The 22,092-nt window shown below is 51.9% G+C and carries 11 protein-coding genes and 1 tRNA gene; 5 read left to right on the top strand and 7 right to left on the bottom strand.

Features of this window, described 5'->3' with window-relative positions:
* Positions 1-607 precede the first annotated feature (607 nt).
* Positions 608-1,294, top strand: coding sequence for a PRC-barrel domain-containing protein (locus AC2A06_RS12580; RefSeq protein WP_484380509.1), 687 nt, complete (start codon positions 608-610; stop codon positions 1,292-1,294).
* A 436-nt stretch (positions 1,295-1,730) separates the two neighbouring features.
* Here AC2A06_RS12580 and AC2A06_RS12575 read toward each other — a convergent pair whose 3' ends face one another.
* Both AC2A06_RS12575 and AC2A06_RS12570 read right to left on the bottom strand, forming a co-directional pair.
* Positions 1,731-2,225, bottom strand: coding sequence for a YbaY family lipoprotein (locus AC2A06_RS12575; protein WP_484380508.1), 495 nt, complete (start codon positions 2,223-2,225; stop codon positions 1,731-1,733).
* 172 nt (positions 2,226-2,397) lie between these two features.
* The gene (locus AC2A06_RS12570) at positions 2,398-2,769 is read right to left on the bottom strand and encodes a PRC-barrel domain-containing protein (protein ID WP_484380507.1); all 372 of its coding nucleotides are present in this window, start codon (positions 2,767-2,769) and stop codon (positions 2,398-2,400) included.
* Between the two features lie 334 nt (positions 2,770-3,103).
* Here AC2A06_RS12570 and AC2A06_RS12565 point away from each other — a divergent pair, with 334 nt between their 5' ends.
* The 3 genes from AC2A06_RS12565 to AC2A06_RS12555 all read left to right on the top strand — a co-directional run bounded on the left by AC2A06_RS12565 (position 3,104) and on the right by AC2A06_RS12555 (position 5,683).
* Positions 3,104-3,655, top strand: a complete 552-nt coding sequence (locus tag AC2A06_RS12565; protein ID WP_484380506.1) for a lipid-binding SYLF domain-containing protein — start codon at positions 3,104-3,106, stop codon at positions 3,653-3,655.
* A 463-nt stretch (positions 3,656-4,118) separates the two neighbouring features.
* A complete protein-coding gene (locus AC2A06_RS12560) occupies positions 4,119-4,748 on the top strand; it encodes a Crp/Fnr family transcriptional regulator (protein WP_484380505.1) in 630 nt (209 codons plus the stop codon).
* Between the two features lie 200 nt (positions 4,749-4,948).
* Positions 4,949-5,683, top strand: a complete 735-nt coding sequence (locus AC2A06_RS12555) for a Crp/Fnr family transcriptional regulator (RefSeq protein ID WP_484380504.1) — start codon at positions 4,949-4,951, stop codon at positions 5,681-5,683.
* Positions 5,684-6,041: 358 nt separating this feature from the next.
* Here the strand turns inward: AC2A06_RS12555 and AC2A06_RS12550 are convergent, their stop codons facing one another.
* From AC2A06_RS12550 to AC2A06_RS12530, 5 genes are all read right to left on the bottom strand, one after another.
* Complete coding sequence (locus tag AC2A06_RS12550; protein WP_484380503.1) at positions 6,042-6,218, bottom strand: YMGG-like glycine zipper-containing protein; 177 nt, start codon at positions 6,216-6,218, stop codon at positions 6,042-6,044.
* Between the two features lie 96 nt (positions 6,219-6,314).
* Positions 6,315-6,797: a hypothetical protein gene (locus tag AC2A06_RS12545; protein ID WP_484380502.1), complete on the bottom strand. Its 483-nt coding sequence runs from the start codon at positions 6,795-6,797 to the stop codon at positions 6,315-6,317.
* A gap of 283 nt (positions 6,798-7,080) precedes the next feature.
* Positions 7,081-7,413, bottom strand: a complete 333-nt coding sequence (locus tag AC2A06_RS12540; RefSeq protein ID WP_473195478.1) for a BON domain-containing protein — start codon at positions 7,411-7,413, stop codon at positions 7,081-7,083.
* A gap of 219 nt (positions 7,414-7,632) precedes the next feature.
* On the bottom strand, positions 7,633-7,779 hold the full coding sequence (locus tag AC2A06_RS12535; RefSeq protein ID WP_484380501.1) for a lmo0937 family membrane protein: 147 nt from the start codon (positions 7,777-7,779) through the stop codon (positions 7,633-7,635).
* A gap of 493 nt (positions 7,780-8,272) precedes the next feature.
* Positions 8,273-8,348 (bottom strand) — tRNA-Asn (locus AC2A06_RS12530).
* A 633-nt stretch (positions 8,349-8,981) separates the two neighbouring features.
* Here AC2A06_RS12530 and AC2A06_RS12525 point away from each other — a divergent pair.
* On the top strand, positions 8,982-21,887 hold the full coding sequence (locus AC2A06_RS12525) for an autotransporter outer membrane beta-barrel domain-containing protein (protein WP_484380500.1): 12,906 nt from the start codon (positions 8,982-8,984) through the stop codon (positions 21,885-21,887).
* The last annotated feature ends 205 nt before the right edge of the window (positions 21,888-22,092 follow it).

Here is a 22,092-nt window from a genome sequence, read left to right as displayed (position 1 = left end):
TTGGTGATGAGTACGGTGAAATAAGTTTCTGCATCCAATGTGGATTATTCTTAAATCATTGAATTTAAAACATCTCCCCATCGACTAGGAATTTATAACGCGGTATATCTATCAATGCATGGCGACTTGCAGAAATCCCTTGCCATCGATGCTGTTGCGGACAGAAATGAAATAAATCGTGTTGATTTTGGCAATGAATTTTTCCCCAAGAATTGAACGGAAATATTCAAAAGTTTCGTCAATACGGATTGAATGCGTGCACAGACGCGTGCCACCTTTTCCAGCATTTTGCCTTCTGGTCTATGAATACGACTAGCCTGAATTGTCACAACTGTCGCAACTATTGCAGCAAACAGCAATATCCGCAGCTAGTCGCCAGTACTAACATCATGGTGGTGCCCGATATGACGTTGCTGCCCATAAAACTCGATTTAGTGCCTCCAGCCGCAGAATGAGGCTGGCTGCGCTGGCGTATTTTTCTACCGCCCTAAGCTGCATATGGGTGCGATGGCGAACAGACCTCAAAATACCAGGACGTTACTATTAGCCGGAGTATGCACCCAGCGCCGACTTTCCGGTGCTATGCATCCTTCTGAGGAACCACCGCATGAAAAACCAGCTTTTGAGTCGCGCTCTGCCTGTTATGGCACTGTCTGCCAGCCTATATGTTGCGCCTGTTGTGGCGCAACTGGTTGGTTCCACCACCACCGTGGTGGATGTCAGCGTCATTGAATTGACACAAGACGCAATGGGTTGGAGCGTTAAAAATTCGCTACTGGGCAAGACCCTGTATAACGATGCTAATCAGCCCGTGGGCAAGGTCGAAGACCTGATCATCGCGCCGAACACCAGCGTATCGTACGTCATCGTCGGTGCTGGCGGTTTTATCGGCATTGGTCGCCACGATGTCGCTATTCCGGTTAAGGCGATCAAGCAAGTGGGGAGCAAGCTGGTGATGGCCGGTGCGACCAAAGATTCGGTGAAGGCGATGCCAGCCTTCAACTACGCCACCGACACCACCACGCGTGACCAGATCATCGAGATGGCTGACAAAAATATTGCCCAGGGAAAAGCAAAAATAGCTGACCTTCAAATAAATGCCGCCGCTGCCGCTACTGACTCCAAGGTGAAGATTGAAGCGCAGATCGAAGCGCTAAAGGCGGATGTGGCAGCGGTTGAAGCCAAATTGGTCGAATTGAAACAGGCAAATGCGGCACAATGGCGGAAGTTCGAAGCCAGCGTGAATGACGCTACCGCACAACTTCGCAAGTCGATCTCCAAGGTCGGGAAGTAACAACGGCGTGGTACTTAAGATGAAGATCTTGGGTACTTCCGCAACCCCTCGGTCATTTCTCAACGCGCCGCCATGCCGAGTGCTACACAAATGAATGCACTCGGTGATTGCGTGCTGCAGTACTGAGCGCGAACGGTGAGATTACCTTAACAGCCAGCCTTGTTTTGGGGTTTGTTGCAGAAAGCTTTGGGGCTTGTTGCAGAGAGTTTTGGGGTTTGTTGCAGAGAGCGTTGGGGCTGGTGCAGCAAGGTCTTGCAGGATAACTGAAGGATCTCGGTATCCCAAAGTGAGAAAAAAACCGCCAGAAGGGTAGCTAGACCAACCTACTGGGCAGTATCGAATGACAGATTTATAGCCAGTGCTGCGGTGATGGTAATAAAAAGAAAAAAGCCCCTGGCCGTGAGGCGCAAAGGCAAATTAATTCAAGAATCGATGGTTACGTAGTGGGTGCCGAGTTCACATTAATAGGAACATTCTGCACCGGGACCAGCAGCAGATCGGCCCGAGTCCCATAGTGATTAATGACTTCCTGAATGGCATCCACAATAAAGAGCAACTGACCGTTTAGCGTAATGGTTGCGCTCAGAATGATACGCGCATTAGGCTGAATGTCCGCTGGGTTATACGGCAATACAAAATTGAACGGTGCCTGTTGACCCTCGGTACGCGTCACCAACTGTGCAATGACTTTTGATGGTGCATCAGCCAGTGATGCATCAGACAACGTGACCGTCAATACGGCATCCGCTGGCAATGCAATACGCTGACGGATATTAACCGAGCCGCTCACCGAAGGGCCTTGTAGCTGCGCTTGTGAAACTGCTGAGGGATTCTTGGATGATGTTGTTGGGACGGTTGAATTCTGGCGGGTACATCCTGCCAAAGTCACCGTCAATACGGTAATCCCCCCTACTAGTTGCCAGAGTTTCATAGATCGCTCTCCTCTATGTTTAAAATTAAGGTTAGAACTAAAAAATTAAAACCCATGACAATACCGTTAAGTTATCGAAGATATTGTACCTCGAGTAAATATTTCTTTTAGCAACCCGTTCTGTCTTTATAGCTAAGAGAATAGTCATTTAACCCTGGGTCGTAAGCCTCTTTCAAAAATCACGGGAATAATAGCAATCAATCCCACTTGCCCATTTTTGATTTGCCATATCAGGCCAGTCATTTTTATCAAAACCAGGTGCATTTTTCAAAATGTCTTTTTCAATATTTAAAACAAACTGTTTATTGAGTGTATCTAACGTCAATGCCCTCCAAGGCAATGCAAAAAGCTTGTCCCCCAAACCAAGGAAACCGCCGAAACTTAATACGGCATAACTGATCTTGCCTTCATGTACATTGAGCATTATCTCTTCAATTCGGCCTAGCTTTTCGCCTTCGATATTATAAACATTGTCCCCAATTAAAGTATGAGCTCCCATCAAACATGGGCCTGGACCTGCTTTTTTATGTTCATCTATGTTCATGTGATTACCTCTTAAAAGTGAGTATATTGGAAGGAATAAAAACTTGCCTGAAGAGTAACGCTATTACCTGCTGTTATCTGTACGATAGCACGCATATATATACTAATAATTCATCATTGACTTAGCGTGAACAGTTTATTCAGTCACTGCCAGAGCGCTGGTTGAAAAATATCCGGCAATGTAAAAGCTCAGCAGAGTTAAAATCATCAATTTAACAACAACATATTGAAATTTCTTGGCTGTCTGTACGCTTGCGTACAGAAGCTTTTTTACTATTAACTTATATTTGACTTGGCAACAAGATAAGTCAATGACTGAAACCCAGGAGAATAACATGAACATGCTGAAAATAAATGCACTGCCGATTATGGCTATATTATTGTTGGGTTTGACTACAGGGAACGCTTTTGCTGCCTCTGCTGAAGATTTGGATAGAGATGCAATGCAGTCACTCAAAATCCTTTACCAACATAATCCCGTGGCCGAAAAAATAGCGAAACAGTCACGTGCAGTTTTGGTATTTCCTAGCGTTATTAAAGCTGGTTTGGTATTTGGAGGCAGCTACGGAGAGGGGGTGCTGTTAAAAAATTCTAAACCGGTTAATTATTATAATTCTGTGTCCGCCTCTTGGGGGTTACAGGCAGGTGCACAGTCTTATAGCTATGTTGTATTCCTGATGAATGACAGTGCAGTAAATTATCTTCAAACATCAAATGGTTGGGAATTGGGTGTTGGGCCGACAATCGTGGTTGTGAATGAAGGGATAGCCAAGAATTTGTCTTCATCCACGTTGAAAGATGCAGCCTATGCTTTTATTTTTGATCAACAAGGGCTTATGGCCGGTGTAAGCATTGAAGGGACAAAAATCTCTGTTATTAAACGCTGATAAATCTGTCTATAGCCTCAACTTCAAGTCAAAAATGTGTAGGCTTTAATTACTCACCTTATCCTTGAAGTTCACTCCTATCGGGGCCGCTGCAAGCAGCGTTCAAATCCGCACTAAGCGGATTTGTCGCTCATCCCACGAGCTACCTCTTTTAACATGGCATCACCACCCTTGACTGGAACCAATGGGGTCATCTTCCACCGTCACATTTCTCAATGCATAGCAAAATATTTCAATAAAATTCAATTAATTTCTATATATTTCGTTATGTGCGGTAGCGAACAGTACCGTAGCCATATATGTGTAAGATAACAGTCATGTATTCATCGGATCCCTTCCACGTCACAATAGTGACACGCCAGGAGATTCAGCTATGTGCAACGATATTGAGTCCATCCAGAACCATTTACTTGCTTCCCTTCCTCCCGAACAGTGGCACCGGTGGAAGCCGGACTTGGAAAAAGTGGAGCTGACTCTCGGTCAAGTAATCTACGAGTCTGGCCGTCTGATGAGCCATGTGTATTTTCCTACGACGGCCATTATTTCTTTGTTGTATGTGTTGGAGAATGGAGCATCGGCGGAGATCGCCGTCGCCGGCAACGAAGGTATCGTCGGTGTGTCGCTATTCATGGGCGGCGGAACCACCCCAAGTCGAGGGGTAGTGCAGAGCGCTGGTTATGCATATCGGCTGAAAGCGAGTGCGATGCAGGCTGAGTTCGACCGTGGCGGCCCGGTATTACATCTTCTACTGCGTTACACCCAGGCATTGATCACCCAGATGACCCAGACAGCGGTCTGCAACCGTCACCACACGCTGGATCAGCAACTCTGCCGCTGGTTGTTGCTGAGCCTGGACCGGCTACATGGCACGGAGTTACGTATGACGCAGGAGCTGATCTCTAACATGCTGGGAGTGTGCCGTGAAGGCGTAACACAAGCAGCGTTGAAGCTACAGAATGCCGGTCTGATCCGCTATACGCGAGGCCCCATCACTGTGCTGGATCGTGCTGGTCTCGAGCATCGCTCCTGTGAGTGTTATGCGGTGGTGAAGAAAGAATATGACCGGTTGCTTCCAGACACTTGGGCTTCCTAGCGCTGAAGCAAAGTCATAGACGTTAGGAAGTTGGTTTTCAGTTTTGTGCGTATGAGCGTCGTTGTCTATAAACGCCGCAGTTCCTATATCGGCCCGTGGACGAACCGCCAGGCTCGATTTAATAGCCTTAGACTGTGTGGTTGGTTTTCTGTCAATCAGTGATGGAACACAAGGTCACACACAATAAGTGATGAAAAACCGTGCCAAACCATCAAAATAGCCTTATCGCGTTGTTACCCCACCAAGAGCGGCGGCATCTTCTGTCTGTTTGCGAACAGGTTGAACTGACGTTTGACCAAGTCATGTGTGAATCGGGAGTGCCTATGCTCTATGCTTATTTTCCCAGTGATGGGGCTATCTCTTTGCTTGCGGCCATCGACAGGCATGCAGGCCTTGGCGTTAGCATGGTGGGTCGTGAAGGTATGCTCGGGACGCACTTGATGTACGGAGTTGTTAACGCTCCATTGCAAGGATTGGTGCAAGGGACTGGCGTTGCTTGGCGCGTGGACCATTGCGTATTTCTGAGCCAATTGATGCATAGCGCAGCCTTACAACGCATTCTGGCACACTACACTTATGTGACGATGGCTCAGTTTGCATTGTCGATTGGTTGTCAGCGTTTTCATGAGCTTGCCGCACGACTCGCCCGCTGGTTGCTGATGCGACATGATCGCGCGCTATCTGACAGTTTTATGGTCACGCATGAATCATTGGGGCATATGCTGGGGGTACGTCGTGTCGGAGTGACGATCGCCGCTGGTGCCTTCCAAACACAAGGGCTCATAGGTTACAGCCGGGGAACACTGACGGTACTTGATCGCCGGGGGCTTGAGCAGGCAGCGTGCAGTTGCTATCTAAGGGATCAGTCTCTTTACACAAAATATATGTCATCGGCAACGAATATAAAGACACAAACTGGCGATAGGTTTAGCTGATGAAAAAGCGAACGTGTGTATATAGACTGGTTGTTTATCCAGCACATTCGATGTGGTGTATTGATAAACCAGCAATGGGTGCTCTGTAGCAAAGTTTGGTGATAAGCCACTTTTGGGTGAGCGGCGGCAGACAACTCAATATCCACCACCGGTAAGGTTTTTAGCGCGGGTTGCAAGGACCCCAGCAGTATCAGGTGCCCTTGGTGTAGCAGCGACTCCTCGAATCGGTTTGCGTTATCAACCAGAAAATTTCTATTAATTTGTTGATTCCTGTTCCTTCCTTTTAGCAACTTATTTTTCGCCGCAATAACAGATCTTAGAACTGGACCTTAGATCAATTTTTTATCCAAAGCTTAGGTTATTTGGCGTGGTGGTTCTGTTGGGATTTGCCATAAAGCCCCCCCGCCAAGCCGCCCAAGGCACCACCTACCGCAGCGCCAACAACCCAGTTGCCACCTGTCAATGCGCCAATGCCAGCACCAGCACCTGCGCCGATGGTAGCCCCTGAAAGGCCGCCCTGCTGGGTTCTCGACATATTGGATCAGGCCACTGGGCCGGCAAAAATCACCAATGCCAGTATGCTGATCATAGTAATTTGTTTCATCGTCTTATCCTTTTCTACCTTGCGCTATTACAGGTTTTTTTGTTTTTGACTTTTCATGACCTCGCGGATTCGCTTGGGAGTATCTTTTGCAGCAGCAGGTGAAGTCGATTCGATTCTGGGCTGCACCAGGTTAACCCACAACACTTCAAGGACAAGTTTGTCTTTTTCGCCAGGGTTATTGGAAATATAGCGGTTTACATTGCCGCGCAGACTATTAATGCTCATGCCGTCCATGCCCTGCGCCCAGGTGCCGATCATACTTTGCGAAAGCGGTAAAAGGCCCTTTTGTCCTTGCCATTCTTTTTCCAGCTCAACAATACTGACTAAACCCACCAAAAAAGAATTTTGCTCCTGTTCAGAAGATTCGCTCCAGTCCTTCAGGGTAACAACAGGGGCTGTGGCCGCTTTAACATCCGTTTCTGCCAGCGCATGGCCAGAAAGTCCCATGGCAACAGAGAAGGTTAATATGCCAAGGTAGTAACTCATGTGTTTCGGTACTAATTTGGTCATTATATTTTCCTTATATATCGTTTTAGCGTTATGTGAATAAAGGGACGGTAAAATTATCGCTAAACTGCACAATTAAATTACCGTTACACCTCCATGTGCTTAACGTGTGAGCACCCACTAGAGCTGTTGCAACAGCATGTAGATAAAAGTCAATATATACGCCAACTCTGGAAATAATGATCTGGCTTTAGTAACAGGGGGAAATAATCGGATAACAATAAAGCCAAGACCATTGCAAAGCGCTATTTGTATGCTTTTTGGACCGTATTTCTACGGAATACGTCTATTTCACTACTTGCAAATTATTGACAACCTGTTTTACGCCATGGGTCCGTTGCGCTACGGTAGCGGCAAGTTGCGCGTGCTCTACACTGTTTGTTGTGCCAGAAAGAACCACAACACCCTCTTTGGTATCCACACTGATCTGCATGGAAGAAAGCCCTTTTTCTTTCAGGATGTTGGTTTTTACCTTTGTGGTGATAAGCGCATCATCCATATATTCGCCTGAGGTTTGGCTGGACGTCGTATCAGCCGCTTCAACGCTTTGCGGTATACCCATGCCCAATGCACTTATGGCTAAAAAGCTAAGTAATACAGATAGTTTTATTGTTTTCATGATATATGTTTCCTTGTTGAATTGGGGAGGGTTGGGGTATTTACTCCACGTTCCCTAGGGACGAAGCGAATAAATCATCACATTTAAAACCCCCACTTTTTAAGTGATTTAATTTTAGAATATAAATACTTCACTCTAATATTTAATTTCACCAGTTAGAATCTTCACTACGTTTTTTGTATCTTGTGACTTGCATTGTAAAGCGACTTGTCGAAATGATTAAATTCTTCTGCGTTGAATAATCCGCAGGAGAATAATAATCACAGCCACCACCAGCAGTACGTGAATAAATCCACCCATGGTATAGGAAGGAACAAGGCCCAAACCCCATAAAACCAATAGGATGATAGCTACGGTCTCAAGCATACATGCCTCCATATTTATCTACGGAATGACTAAATGACTAACTGAAACGAAATAACAATAGCCGTATTTATAAAACCTGTCGGTGCGTTACAGCACTTAGCCATTCATCATTATACCTGATGACCCATGATCCTCAGTCATCGTCAAGCGCCGATATGACATCGGTGGGTTTGCCACGACCTATGAGCCAATTGAACACCAGGATAATTAAATGAATAGAATGAATATTATCTTGTAAATAATTCGAGTTATTTGAAGTGTGACGAGTATCAACGTAGCTCTCTGGTTTTCCTGTCTTTTTTAGGTTCATTCCTAATGAAAACCGAGAGGCCATTTGTATACAGCCCGCCCGTTGGTCGCACTAAAGAGATGGCAGGGCAGATACCCAAGGCCAGTTGCCACTCTTTTCCATCATGGCAGTATTTGAGATGTCGATGGTCTTCGGGCTTAAATGCAAAACCCCGCTTAGTTGCCTAAGCGGGGTTTCTAAATTTGGCTCCTCTGACTGGACTCGAACCAGTGACATACGGATTAACAGTCCGCCGTTCTACCGACTGAACTACAGAGGAATCGTGTGAACGGGGCGAATAATAGCGGGGGGAATTGCCTTTGTCAAAGCTCTAGCATGGGTGAAATGTGCGTTTGCTGACAGATTGAGCATATTGCCTTGTTTTTCGACATGGTAACTCAAGTTAAATCAAAATCATGCAGGGGACTTATCACACGGCCCTTGCGCGGGCTTGCTCCAGAACAAGGTCTGGTCAGCATCATTCACAGTTGTTATGGCGGTCATCTGGAGATATTGAATCCACGTTGTACACCATTGCCAAAACTAATCATGGTTAAATCAAAAAAGCCACCTTACAGTGCAAAAATTATACGTTTTACTAAACTAATACATAAATGTCTAAATAATTCGCGGCAACCTTTGTTTTCCTTTTTTCCTTTTCTTTTATTAATCCGGGTGAATGGCTTACCACTCGTAAGGCTCAAGCCTTTTTTGATATTTTTCTCAATGGGTTAAAGGAAAGGGGCAATGCGTATCGTGAGTGATGATGCAACCAAAGAATCGAGGGTTTACAGGCAATTTTACAGTAGCAACGTGATTTTTTGGTAGGCCTGGATTTAGTGTTCATGCTGAATTTTCATCAAAAATAAGTTGTTAAATTGCACTTATGTTGGCAACTGTGAGGTGATTAACGATGAATAAGATCTATAAAGTCATTTGGAGTGCAGTTTTACATACTTGGGTTGTCGTCAGTGAGTTGGTCAGCCTACACAAAAAATCTGCCACCGTAGGCTTGGGGCCATCACAAGCGCAGGATGTAATAGCGAGAGAGGGCGATAATTTAACCAAGAATAAGAACATAATGACTTTGTCACCACTCGCATTATTGCTCAGCGGTGCTTTGCTGTTGGCCGGATCTTTCTCAGTGTTGGCAGTGGATATGACTGCTGGGGGGAATGGGGGGGGGGCAACTGGGGGGATAGGCGCCTCCAGTTCCGCGACGGGTTCGGGAGGAAGTGGTGCTGCTGTCATTGCTGGAAGAGGTGGCGGTGGCGGTGGTGCCGGTGTTATCGGCGGCAGTGGGGCTACTGTTAATGGCTCGGTCGCCGGCGGTGCCGGTGGTTTGACACCGGGGGCTTCGGGCAGCAATGGTAGCAACTCTGGATCTTTTAATGTCGGCGGCAGTGGCGGGGGCGGGGGGGCTCATGCCTGGGTCATTACCAGTGATAGTAGTGAATCTGGTTCTTATACTGGTGGCAATGGTGGTAATGGCGGTGGTACCTGTAATGGTTGTTCTGCGAATAATGGAAGTGGTGGTGGTGGTGCTGCTGGCTTCGGTATTGTTGCTAATGGTAGCGGCATAAACCTAAGCGTTGAAGGTACCGCGCTGATTCGAGGAGGAAATGGTGGCAATGGTGGGCTTGCTCTCTCTGGTGCAGTCACTTCTGGCGGTGGTAGTGGGAATGGCGGTGAGGGGGGAATTGGCCTTTTCTTTACCAGCAATGGGACGCTTGATAACAGCGGTAGGATTGTCGGGGGCAATGGTGGCAATGCCGGTAGTGCCTCAGCCCTTGCCAACCGGGGTGCCAATGGTGCTGGGGGCGCGGGAGTCGCTGGCGCAAATTTATTTATTACTAATACAGGGACCATTACCGGCGGCAATGCCGGGAATCTGGCTTCACCGTTTGATTCTGCTGCGGGTGCCGGGATCACCGGTTCGGATTTAACCATCATCAATATTGGTACGATTAATGCTGGTCTTGACAGCCTCGGTACACGAGGAGATGCCATTGCCTTTACTGGTGGTAGCAATATCTTTGAATTGCATTCAGGCTTCTTGATTAACGGCAATGTCATCGCATTCAGTGCTGCGGATACCCTTCGCTTGGGGGGAACCGTCGATGATACGTTTGATGTCTCCACTGTTGGTACAGGGGCGCAATACCAGGGTTTCGGCAACTTTGAAAAAACCGGTAGTTCGACGTGGACGTTAAGCGGAACCACTACAGCTATCACTCCTTGGACTATTTATGATGGAATATTGGTTATTAATAGTGCTCAGGCGCTTGGAGATGATGCGGGAACATTGACCATCCTAAATGGTGCCAGGCTTGCGGTGACTGCACCAATGACCATCTCACAAGATATGGTGTTGGGCAGTGGTGGTGGTGTAATAGATTTCGGACTCGCGGTAGGGGCACCTCTCGTCACTATTGCCGGGGCAATAAGTGGGACCTCTTTAACTAAAGTGGGTGTAGGCGAACTGCAACTGACTGCGGCTAATACCTATATGGGAGGAACGACGATTACTGACGGCACCCTGAGGCTGAGTGGAGCTGGGGAGCTCAGCAGTAGCGGTACCATAGATATTGCCACCGGGGCTACCTTTGCCATTGACCAGACCAGCGCCAATGGCGGTAATTACACCTTTGCCAACCCGTTAACTGGGTCCGGGTTGCTGTCAGTGGCGCTGCAAAACGGCAGCAATAGCTTTGATTTTACTGGCACCACCGGTTCCGTCTTTACCGGCACCTTGGCGCTGGGCAGCAGCAGTTTTAACCTCTCCGGCAGCAATACTACAGCACTGAACCAGGCTACGTTGGAACTGGGTACCGGCAACGTCACCACCATCGGAGTGGGCGATCAGGCGGTAGGTAATCTGACCTTCAATGGCGGTACCGCGCGTTTTACCCACTTACCTACCGGTCAGGTGACCACCGGGGCCTTGGCTCTGGATGCAGGTGCGGTACAGGTGGACCCTACCACGGCCGCTGACAGCTCGGGGAGCCTGCTGCAACAGGATGAAGGGGCACAAGAGCGGTTGGTGGCTGCCAGTAGTGTCACCGGCGTAGCTGCTAACTTGAGCTTGATTGATTTGAGTGGCGCGGCCCTGTCGACAGCCGCGGTGAATATCCTTCAGGGCGGCAATATTGTCGCCATCGGCGACTACGGCTACGCCTTGACCAACGATATGACCGGGTTATTTATCAATGTGGTGTTGACCCAACTGGCGCTGCAAGACAATCAAACCCTGACCTTGTCGGGTGATAGCCTTACGCCAGCGGGTGCCAATAACATGACGGCGTTGCTCACCGGTTCAGGCAACCTGGCGATTGATGCTACCTCCCTGATTGAACTCAACAATAGCAGTAACAATTATACCGGCACTACCACCGTGGTCGGTGGCACCTTGCTGTTGGGCTCAGATAATGCGCTGGGCAACACCCGCCAACTGGCGATTAACACCGGCACCACCGCCGATATCAACGGCTTTACCCAGACTGTGGGCAGCTTGGCAGGGGCGGGGCTGCTGGCAATCAGCGGTGGCAACCTGACGGTCACCGATGGCGGGCTGTTTAGCGGTGTAGTGTCGGGGACAACCGGCTCTTTGACCGCCGCAACGGGCACGCTGGTGTTCACCGGGGCCAACAGCTACAGCGGAGTTACTGCGGTTGACAGTGGCGCGACCTTGCAAATCGGCAATGGGGGCACAGACGGAAGCTATGCGGGCAATATCAGCAATGCGGGTTTGGTGCTGTTCGACCGGACTGATGCGGCGAGTTATGCCGCGGTTATCAGCGGTAACGGCAGCCTGACCCAGAACGGCAGTGGTATCTTGACCCTGACTGGGGTGAACAGTTACATCGGCAGTACCACGGTGGCGGACGGCACCCTACGGCTGACGGGTTCTGGCGCGATCAATGCCAGCAGCGCGGTTGATATTGCCGCTGGGGCGACCTTTGCCATTGACCAGACCAGCACCAATGGCGGCAATTACAGCTTTGCCAACCCGTTAACCGGGGCCGGGGTGCTGTCGGTGGCGCTGCAAAATGGCAGCAATACCTTTGATTTTACCGGCACTGCCGGGTCTGCCTTTACTGGTACCTTGGCGCTGGGCACCAGCAACTTTACCCTGTCGGGTACTAATACTGCCGCGCTGAGCCAGGCCACGCTGGCGCTGGGTGCTGGCAACGTTACCACCATCGGGGTGGGTGATCAGGCGGTAGGTAGCCTGACCTTCAATGGCGGTACCACACGTTTCGCCAACTTACCCACCGGGCAGGTGACCACCGGGGCCTTGGCCCTCGATGCGGGAACGGTACAGGTTGACTCTAGTGGGGTGGCAGACAGTACCGGTAACCTGTTGCAACAGGATGATGGTGTTCTACAACAACTGGTAACGGCCACTAATGTTACGGGGGCTGCCAACAACCTGAGTTTGACGGACCTCACTGGCACGGCGCTGTCTACGGCGGCGGTCAATATTCTCCAGGGTGGCAATACCGTGGCCATCGGTGACTACGGCTATGCCTTGGCCAGTGACACCAGCGGGCTATTTATCAATGTGGTGTTGACCCAACTGGCGCTGCAAGACAATCAAACCCTGACCTTATCGGGTGATAGCCTCACCCCCACCGGTGCCAATAACATGACGGCGTTGCTCATCGGTTCAGGCAACCTGGCGATTGAGGCTACCACCCTAATCGAGTTGATTAACAGCAGTAACAATTATACCGGCAGCACTACGGTGACCGGGGGCACCTTGCAGTTGGGCTCAGATAATGCGCTGGGCAACACCCGCCAACTGGCGATTAACACCGGCACCACCGCCGATATCAACGGCTTTACTCAGTCCGTGGGCAGCTTGGCGGGGGCAGGGCTGCTGGCAATCAGCGGCGGCAACCTGACGGTCACCGATGGCGGGCTGTTTAGCGGTGTAGTGTCGGGGACAACCGGCTCTTTGACCGCCGCAATGGGCACGCTGGTGCTCACCGGGGCCAACAGCTATAGCGGTGTCACTGCGGTTGATAGTGGCGCGACCTTGCAAATCGGCAATGGCGGGATAGACGGTAGCTATGCTGGCAATATCAACAATGCGGGTTTGGTGGTGTTTGACCGTGCTAATGCGGCGAGTTATGCCGGGGTTATCAGCGGTAACGGCAACATGACCCAGAGCGGCAGCGGCACCTTGACCCTGACCGGGGTGAACAGTTACACCGGCGGTACCACGGTGGCGGAAGGCACCCTGAGGCTGACGGGTTCTGGCGCGATCAATGCCAGCAGCGCGGTTGATATTGCCGCTGGGGCGACCTTTGCCATTGACCAGACCAGCGCCAATGGCGGTAACACCACCTTTGCCAACCCGTTAACCGGGGCGGGGGTGTTGTCTGTATTGCTGCAAAATGGCAGCAATACCTTTGATTTTACCGGCAGCACCGGGTCCGACTTTACTGGCACCCTGACGCTGGGCACCAGCAACTTTACCCTGTCGGGTACTAATACTGCCGCGCTGAGCCAAGCCACATTGGAACTTGGCACTGGCAATAGGACCACCGTGGGGGCCGCTAACCAGACGGTGGGCAACCTGACTTTCAATGGTGGCATATTAAGTTTCGCTGATTTCCCTGCCAGTCAAATCACTACCGGGGAGTTGACCTTGGCATCGGGTTCAGTACAGGTTGATCCCACCGAGGTGGCCGATAATACCGGTAACCTGCTGCAACAAGATGAAGGCGTGCTGGAGCGGTTGGTGACCGCCAGTAGTGTGACGGGATCAGCTGCTAATCTGAATCTGACGGACCTCAGTGGAAGCGCGTTGGCGACTTCAGCGGTTAATATCCTTCAGGGCGGTAATATTGTCGCCATCGGTGACTACGGCTATGCCTTGGCCAGTGACACCAGCGGGCTATTTATCAATGTGGGCCTAACCCAACTGGCGCTGCAAGACAATCAAACCCTGACCTTGTCGGGTGACAGCCTCACGCCCACCGGTGCCAATAACATGACGGCGCTGCTCACCGGTTCAGGCAACCTGGCGATTGAGGCCACCACACTAATCGAGTTGATTAACAGCAGTAACAATTATACCGGCACCACTACGGTGACCGGGGGCACCTTGCAGTTGGGCTCAGATAATGCGCTGGGCAATACGAGCCAACTGGCGATTAACGCCAGCACCACCGCCGATATCAACGGCTTTACCCAGACCGTGGGCAGCTTGGCAGGGGCGGGGCTGTTGGCAATCAGCGGCGGTAACCTGACGGTCACCGATGGCGGGCTGTTTAGCGGTGTAGTGTCGGGGACAACCGGCACCTTGACTGCCTCAACCGGCATGCTGGTGCTGACCGGGGCCAACAGCTACAGCGGAGTCACGGCGGTTGACAGTGGTGCCACTCTGCAAATCGGCAATGGCGGGATAGACGGTAGCTATGCGGGCAATATCAGCAATGCCGGTTCGCTGGTGTTCAACCGAACTAATGCGGCGAGTTATGCCGGGGTTATCAGCGGTAACGGCAGCCTGACCCAGAATGGCAGTGGTACCTTGACCCTAACCGGGGTGAACAGTTATAGCGGCGGTACCACGGTGGCGGACGGCACCCTACGGCTGACCGGAGCTGGCGCACTCAGCAGTAGCAGCACCATTGATATTGCCACCGGGGCGACTTTTGCCATTGACCAGATCTCCGCCAATGGCGGTAACGCCACCTTTGCCAACCTGTTAACCGGGTCTGGATTACTGTCGGTAACGCTGCAAAACGGCAGCAATACCTTTGATTTTACTGGCACCGCCGGGTCTGCCTTTACCGGCACCTTGGCGTTGGGCACCAGCAGTTTTAACCTCTCCGGCAGCAATACTACCGCACTGAGCCAGGCTACGCTGGAACTGGGCGCTGGCAACGTCACCACCATCGGAGTGGGCGATCAGGCGGTAGGCAATCTGACCTTCAATGGCGGTACCGCACGGTTCGCCAACTTACCTACCGGGCAGGTGACCACCGGGGCCTTGGCCCTGGATGTAGGAACGGTACAGGCCGATGCGAGTACCGTTGCTAACAATTCAGGGAACCTGCTGCAACAAGATGAAGGCACCCAAGAGCGGTTGGTCACTGCCAGCAGTGTCACCGGAGTTGCTGCTAACCTGAGTTTGACTGACCTGAGTGGCGCAGCCCTATCTACGGCGGCGGTGAATATCCTTCAGGGCGGCAATACGGTAGCCATCGGCGATTACGGCTACGTATTGGCCAACGATGTGACCGGGCTATTTATCAATGTGGGTCTGACCCAGTTGGCGCTGCAGGATAATCAAACCCTGGCCTTGTCGGGCGATAGCCTTACGTCAGCGGGTGCCAATAATATGACGGCGCTGCTCACCGCTTCAGGCAACTTGGCAATTGATGCCACCACCTTGATTGAACTCAACAATAGCAGTAACGATTATACCGGGACCACCACGGTGACCGGGGGCACCTTGCTGTTGGGCTCAGATAATGCGCTGGGCAACACCCGCCAACTGGCGATTAACACCGGCACCAGCGCCGATATCAACGGTTTTACTCAGTCCGTGGGCAGCTTGGCGGGGGCAGGCCTGCTGGCAATCAGCGGCGGTAACCTGACGGTCACCGATGGCGGGCTGTTTAGCGGCGTGGTGTCGGGGACAACCGGCAGCTTGACCGCCGCAACTGGCACGCTGGTGCTGACCGGGGCCAACAGCTACAGTGGAGTCACTGCGGTTGATAGTGGCGCGACTTTGCAAATCGGCAATGGCGGGCTTACTGGCAGTTATAGCGGCGATATCAGCAATGCCGGTTTGGTGGTGTTTAACCGAACTGATGCGGCGAATTATGCCGGCGTTATCAGTGGTAATGGCAGCCTGACCCAAAGCGGCAGTGGCATTTTGACCCTGACCGGGGTCAACAGTTATAGCGGCGGTACCACGGTGGTGGAAGGCACCCTGAGGCTGACGGGTTCTGGCGCGATCAATGCCAGCAGCGCGGTTGATATTGCCGCTGGGGCGATTTTTGCCATTGACCAGACTACCGCCAATGGCGGTAACACCACCTTTGCCAACCCGTTAACCGGGGCGGGGGTGTTGTCGGTGGCGTTGCAAAACGGTAGCAATACTTTTGATTTTACCGGCACCACCGGGTCCGACTTTACTGGCACCCTGGCGCTGGGCACCAGCAGCTTTGATCTGTCGGGCACCAATACCGAGGCGCTGAGTCAAGCCACGTTAGAATTGGGTACTGGCAACATCACCACAGTGGGCATAGGCGAACAGCTGATTGGCGGTTTGCAATTTAATGGCGGTGAATTGAAGTTTGATGCCACTGTGCCTGCGCAACAACAGGCAAATGGCATGGTAACTGTCGCCAATCTAAACCTCACTGGAGTCGGACGTATCGCTATCGATCTTCCCCCCGCCCCCGGTGTCATTAACCCACCGGTTTTGGACAATACCAATATCCTTTCACAAGACGATGGGGGCGCTTATACCCAACTGATTGCACTGACATCAAGGGGAACGCTTAGTGGCCAGGGGGGGGCTTTGACCCTGGTTGATCAAAGTGGCAATGCGCTTTCCAATAGTCAGAGCGTGTCGATTGCCGAAGGGGGTAATACGGTCGCGGTAGGCACTTACGATTATCGGTTGAATACTGGGGCGCTGAATAATGGCCTTTATGTTGCTTATGCTTTAAAGCAGGTTGATCTACTTTTTGGGCAAATCCTGACCCTGACGCCTGATGCAACAGCAACCGGCAACGCACTTAATTTATCTGCTCAGATAACCGGAACAGGGAGCCTGGCAATAACTGGAGTGGTAGGACAGGTGGTGACTTTAGCCAACGCGCTGAACAATTACAGTGGCAGCACTACCGTCAACAGTGGCACGTTGCAATTGGGGTCGAACAATGCGCTGGGAGCTACCAGCCAATTGGATATTGCCACGGGCGCGGCCACGAATATCAATGGGTTCACCCAGACGATAGCCAGCCTGACCGGGTCAGGTCTGCTGGAGGTTAATGGCGGGGCTCTAACGGTGGCTCAGGGTGGGTTGTTTAGCGGGGTGATTGCTGGCACGACGGGTACCCTAACCGCCTCCAGTGGTACCCTGATATTAACCGGGGCAAACAGCTATAGCGGGACAACCACGGTGGGGAGTGGCGCGACCTTGCAAATTGGCAATGGGGGTATTGACGGTAGTTATGTCGGTAATATCAGCAACGCCGGTTTAGTGGTGTTCGACCGAACTGATGCGGCGAGCTATGCCGGGGTTATCAGTGGTAACGGCAACCTGACCCAGAATGGCAGTGGTACCTTGACCCTGACCGGGGTGAACAGTTACACCGGCAATACCACGGTGGCGGACGGCACCCTACGGCTGACGGGTACCGGGGCGCTAAATAGCAGCAGTGCGGTGAACATTGCCGCTGGGGCGACCTTTGCCATTGACCAGACCACCGGTAATGGCGGTAACGCCATTTTTGCCAACCCGTTAACCGGGGCGGGGTTGTTGTCGGTAGCACTGCAAAACAGCAGCAACACATTCAATTTCACCGGCTCGGCGGGTTCTGCCTTTAGCGGTACATTGGCGCTGGGCTCCAGCAGCTTTAACTTGTCAGGCAGTAACACCTCAGCATTGAGTCTTGCCACCCTAGAGATAGGTACCGGTAACGCCACCACGGTAGGGTTGGGGAATCAGGCTATTGGTAATCTGACGATGAATGGCGGTGCATTACGTTTTGCTAATCTGCCTAGTGGGCAAGTCACCACCGGTGCTCTGGTATTGGATGCCGGCTCGGTGCAGTTGGACCCGACGGTGGTGGCGGATAACGCGGGTAATCTGCTGCAACAGGATGAGGGCGTTTTGGAGCGGTTGGTGAGCGCCAGTAGTGTCACCGGTTCTGCATCCAACCTGACGCTGACGAATCTTACCGGCGGCAATTTAACCACCTCGGCGGTCAATATCTTCCAGGGGGGCAATATTGTCGCCATTGGGGATTACGGTTATACCTTGGTGGCCAATGCGACCGGGTTGTTTGTTAATGTCGGCTTGACTCAACTGGCGTTACAAACTGGTCAGACACTGACGTTCTCTGGTGATAGCACCACGCCTCCAGGTGCCGATGATATGTCGGCACTGATTACTGGGGCCGGCAATCTGGCCATTGCGGCGACCAGCGTGATCACCCTCAATAACAGTAGCAACGACTACACCGGTAGTACCACGGTGACCAGCGGGACTTTGCAACTGGGGTCAGATAACGCACTGGGATCCACTCGCCAATTGGCCATCAATACCGGGGCCGTGACTGATATTCATGGTTTCACCCAGTCGGTCGGTAGCTTGATTGGTACCGGCACGCTGAATATCAATGGGGGGGCGTTGACTGTCGACAATGGTGGGTTCTTTGCCGGGATCGTTGCGGGTAGTGACGGATTATTGACGGTATCAAACGGCACGCTGTTTTTCACCGGGACCAACACCTATATCGGGGAAACCCAGGTTAACAGCGGTGCTTACTTGCAAATAGGTATTGGCGGGACCGCGGGTAGCTATGCGGCGAACCCGGCCAATGGTAGTGCGCTGGATATCCTTAATGATGGCACCGTGGTATTTGATCGTAGCGATGCGCTGAGTTATGACGGCATCATCGGGGGGAGTGGCAGGCTGGTGCAAGACGGTAGTGGTACGCTGACCTTGACCGGTGCCAATAGTTATACCGGTGGCACCACCGTGGCTCAAGGTACCTTGAGGTTGACCGATTCTGGGGCCATCAGCAGTAGCGGTACGGTGGCTATCGCACCGGGGGCGACGTTTGCCATTGACCAAACTACCGCCAATGGCGGGGACTACGTTCTTGCCAACCCGCTAACCGGTGCAGGCGTGCTCTCAGTGGCGTTGCAAAATGGCAGTAATACCTTCGATTTTGCCAGTACCACGGGTTCGGCCTTTACCGGTACTTTGGCGCTGGGGCGCAGTACCTTTGATCTCTCCGGCAGTAACACCACCGCGTTGACCCAGGCAACCCTGGTGGCGGGGGTTGGCAGTGACATCGTGGTCGGAGAAGGTTATCAGACCATAGCCAATCTGACCTTTGCCGGTGGCAAGGTGGATTTTGATGCCCAACCCCCGGCGACTAACCAAGCCAATACCGTGATTGAAACTACGGGCACGCTGGATGTCTCAGGCACCGGGACCGCACAGGTAGCGGTTCCGCCGAGTTTCTCAGTGGAGCCCCCTACGGTAGATACCAGCCTGTCCATTCTGGAGCAGGATGATCAAAATCTGCTGGTCAAATTGATCCAGGCCAATGGTGAGGTCAAGGGAAGGGCAGGCAACATGACGTTGATTGATCAGGATGGCAATGTTATTACCAATGAAACCATCATTGGTCTGACCAATACCGATACCGGACCCATCGTGGCGGAAGGGCACTATGACTACCGGCTGACGGCAAGTCATGAAATCACTGGCCTTTATATCAATTATGGGCTGTTTGAACTTGACCTGATGGGGACCGGGGCCAATGCGCTGGTACTGGCACCGCGGGCGGGTGTTACTGGCGATGCTGCCGACCTCACCTCATATATCACCGGCTCGGGTGATTTGGCGATTGCCGCTGTTCCCGGTGACAAGGTATCGCTATCCAATATCAGTAATGACTACACCGGAGCCACGCTGGTACGTTCCGGCACCCTGCGCCTGATGGCGGATGGAGTACTTGGGCAGACCTCTGATCTGGCACTGAGTGCCAATGCCCTGGTGGATATTAATGGGTATCAGCAAACCGTGGGTAAGCTGAATACAGCGGTGGGGAGTAAGCTGGATCTGCAGGGTGGCACCTTAACAGTCCGCAATGGTGGCCTGAATGACGGCGAACTGACGGGGAGTGGGGCATTGCAACTGGACGGTGGCACGTTAGTGGTGACCGGGCATAACAGCAGCATGAGTGCCATGACCACCATCGCCGCCACCGCCACCGCACAATTGGCACAGACCGATGCCCTGGGCACTGGCGGGATCGATAACCGTGGCACGCTCGATTTTAAAGGGGCGCAAGGGATCCTGAGTAATGTTCTGCAAGGCGCGGGTGTCACGCTGTTTAGTGGGGCGGCCAATGTGGCGTTGAGTGTTGATAACAACGCCTTTACGGGTATTTTCCGCACTGAAAGTGGTACCCGCTTGAGCGCCAGCCAACCCGGGCAACTCGGGACGGCAAGTATCGACAATAACGGCACGCTGCTACTGGACGTCACACAAAATTGGCTACTCACCCACTCGGTCACCGGCAACGGTACTTTGGCCAAACAAGGTGACGGCAGGTTGCAGATTGCCGGAAACAATGTTCAGGCCAACATGACCCGTATCGAAGCTGGGTTGCTGTTGCTGGATAGCAGCATTCAAAGTAGGGCAAGCAGCGCCGCAGCAACACCTGTTCAACTCAACAGTTCAGTACAAATCCTTCAAGCGGGTAGCCTGGGGGCATCGGGCGTGATCAATGGTAGCCTTGAAAATGAGGGGCGCGTACTAATTGGGCAAGCCGCTACCGGCGGCAGTTTTGCCAACCTGACGGTCAATGGCAACTATACCGGCAACAACGGCGCGCTGTTGTTTAATACCACATTGGCGGGGGATAACGCCGCCACGGATCGGTTGACCATTAATGGTAGTACTAGCGGGCAGAGTAAAGTGATCGTCAATCAGGTAGGGGGCAGTGGTGAACAAACGCAACAAGGTATCCTGCTGATTCAGGTGAACGGCCAATCTGCTGGGCAGTTTACGCTGGAGAATCGGCTGGTTGCCGGGGCGTTCGACTATAACCTGTATCAAGGGACCCCGGCGAATCCGGGTGAGGGCTCCTGGTATCTGCGCTCAACCGGGCCGGATAACAACACCCCAGTCTATCGCCCGGAAGCGGGCAGTTATCTCGCCAATCAGGTGGCGGCACAAAACCTGTTCGCGATGCGTCATGAAGATCGTGGCCAGCGGGTGGCGGGCAGTAATATGTGGCTACGGCAGGTGGGTGGGCACAGTACCTTTGATGATACCTCGGGGCAAATCGATAACCGTACCAGCCGCTTTGTCACGCAAATAGGTGGTGATGTCTATGAGACAGAACACCTAGTGGCGGGGGTGATGTTTGCCTACGGTACCGCCCATTCAAACAGCCGTTCCAACCAGACGGATTACACCTCTTATGCGGATATTGATGGTACCAGCCTCGGGGTTTACGGCACCTGGTATCAGAATGGCCGTAACGCAGATGGCCTTTATATTGACGGTTCGTTGCAATACGCCTGGCTACAGGGCTCAGTGCAAGGGCAACAACTGCAAAAAGAGGATTACAGAATGTCTGGGGTTATTGCCTCGGTGGAAACCGGTTGGCGTTTGCCTTTGGCCCACTACGCTCATGGCAAGCTCTACCTTGAACCTCAGCTACAACTGACCTGGAACGATATCTCCGGCGGTTCACATCAAGAGCAGAACGGGACACAAGTGGATCTGAACAACCAAAGCACGCTACAGGCGCGTATTGGTGCCAAACTGGGGTATGACATCGCCATTAAAGACAGCGACCAACCGTTAACGCTTTATGGTGCCATCAACTTGCCTTACCAGAACAAGCTGACGCATGTGCGGATGGATGACAGTACTCTTGAGCAACAAGGGGGGCGGCGTAGTGGGGTAGAACTGAAGCTGGGGGCAGAAGGGAATATCAACAAGAACTTCTCTACCTGGGGCAGTGTATCGCAACTGTTTGGTCAACACAGTGTGACGGATACCACCGTAATGATGGGGGTGAAATATACCTTCTAAAACAGACTCTCACTGATAGCAAAACTATGGATTACTTGCCTGGCCCAGGGATGGGCAGTGCCCCAAAAAAGGCCATCTGCTAGCCATAGGTTCTAATAATATTTGCAATAAATGTAAATATGAGATTAATATCTGCAAGCTATATTCAGCAACCTTGTTGGATACATTTAAGACCACCACCTTCTGGAGCCATTAGCGAAAAATG

The sequence above is a fragment of the Serratia sp. HNCC26DJ244 genome (genome assembly GCF_057180565.1).
This window is presented reverse-complemented; position numbering and strand designations above follow the sequence as displayed.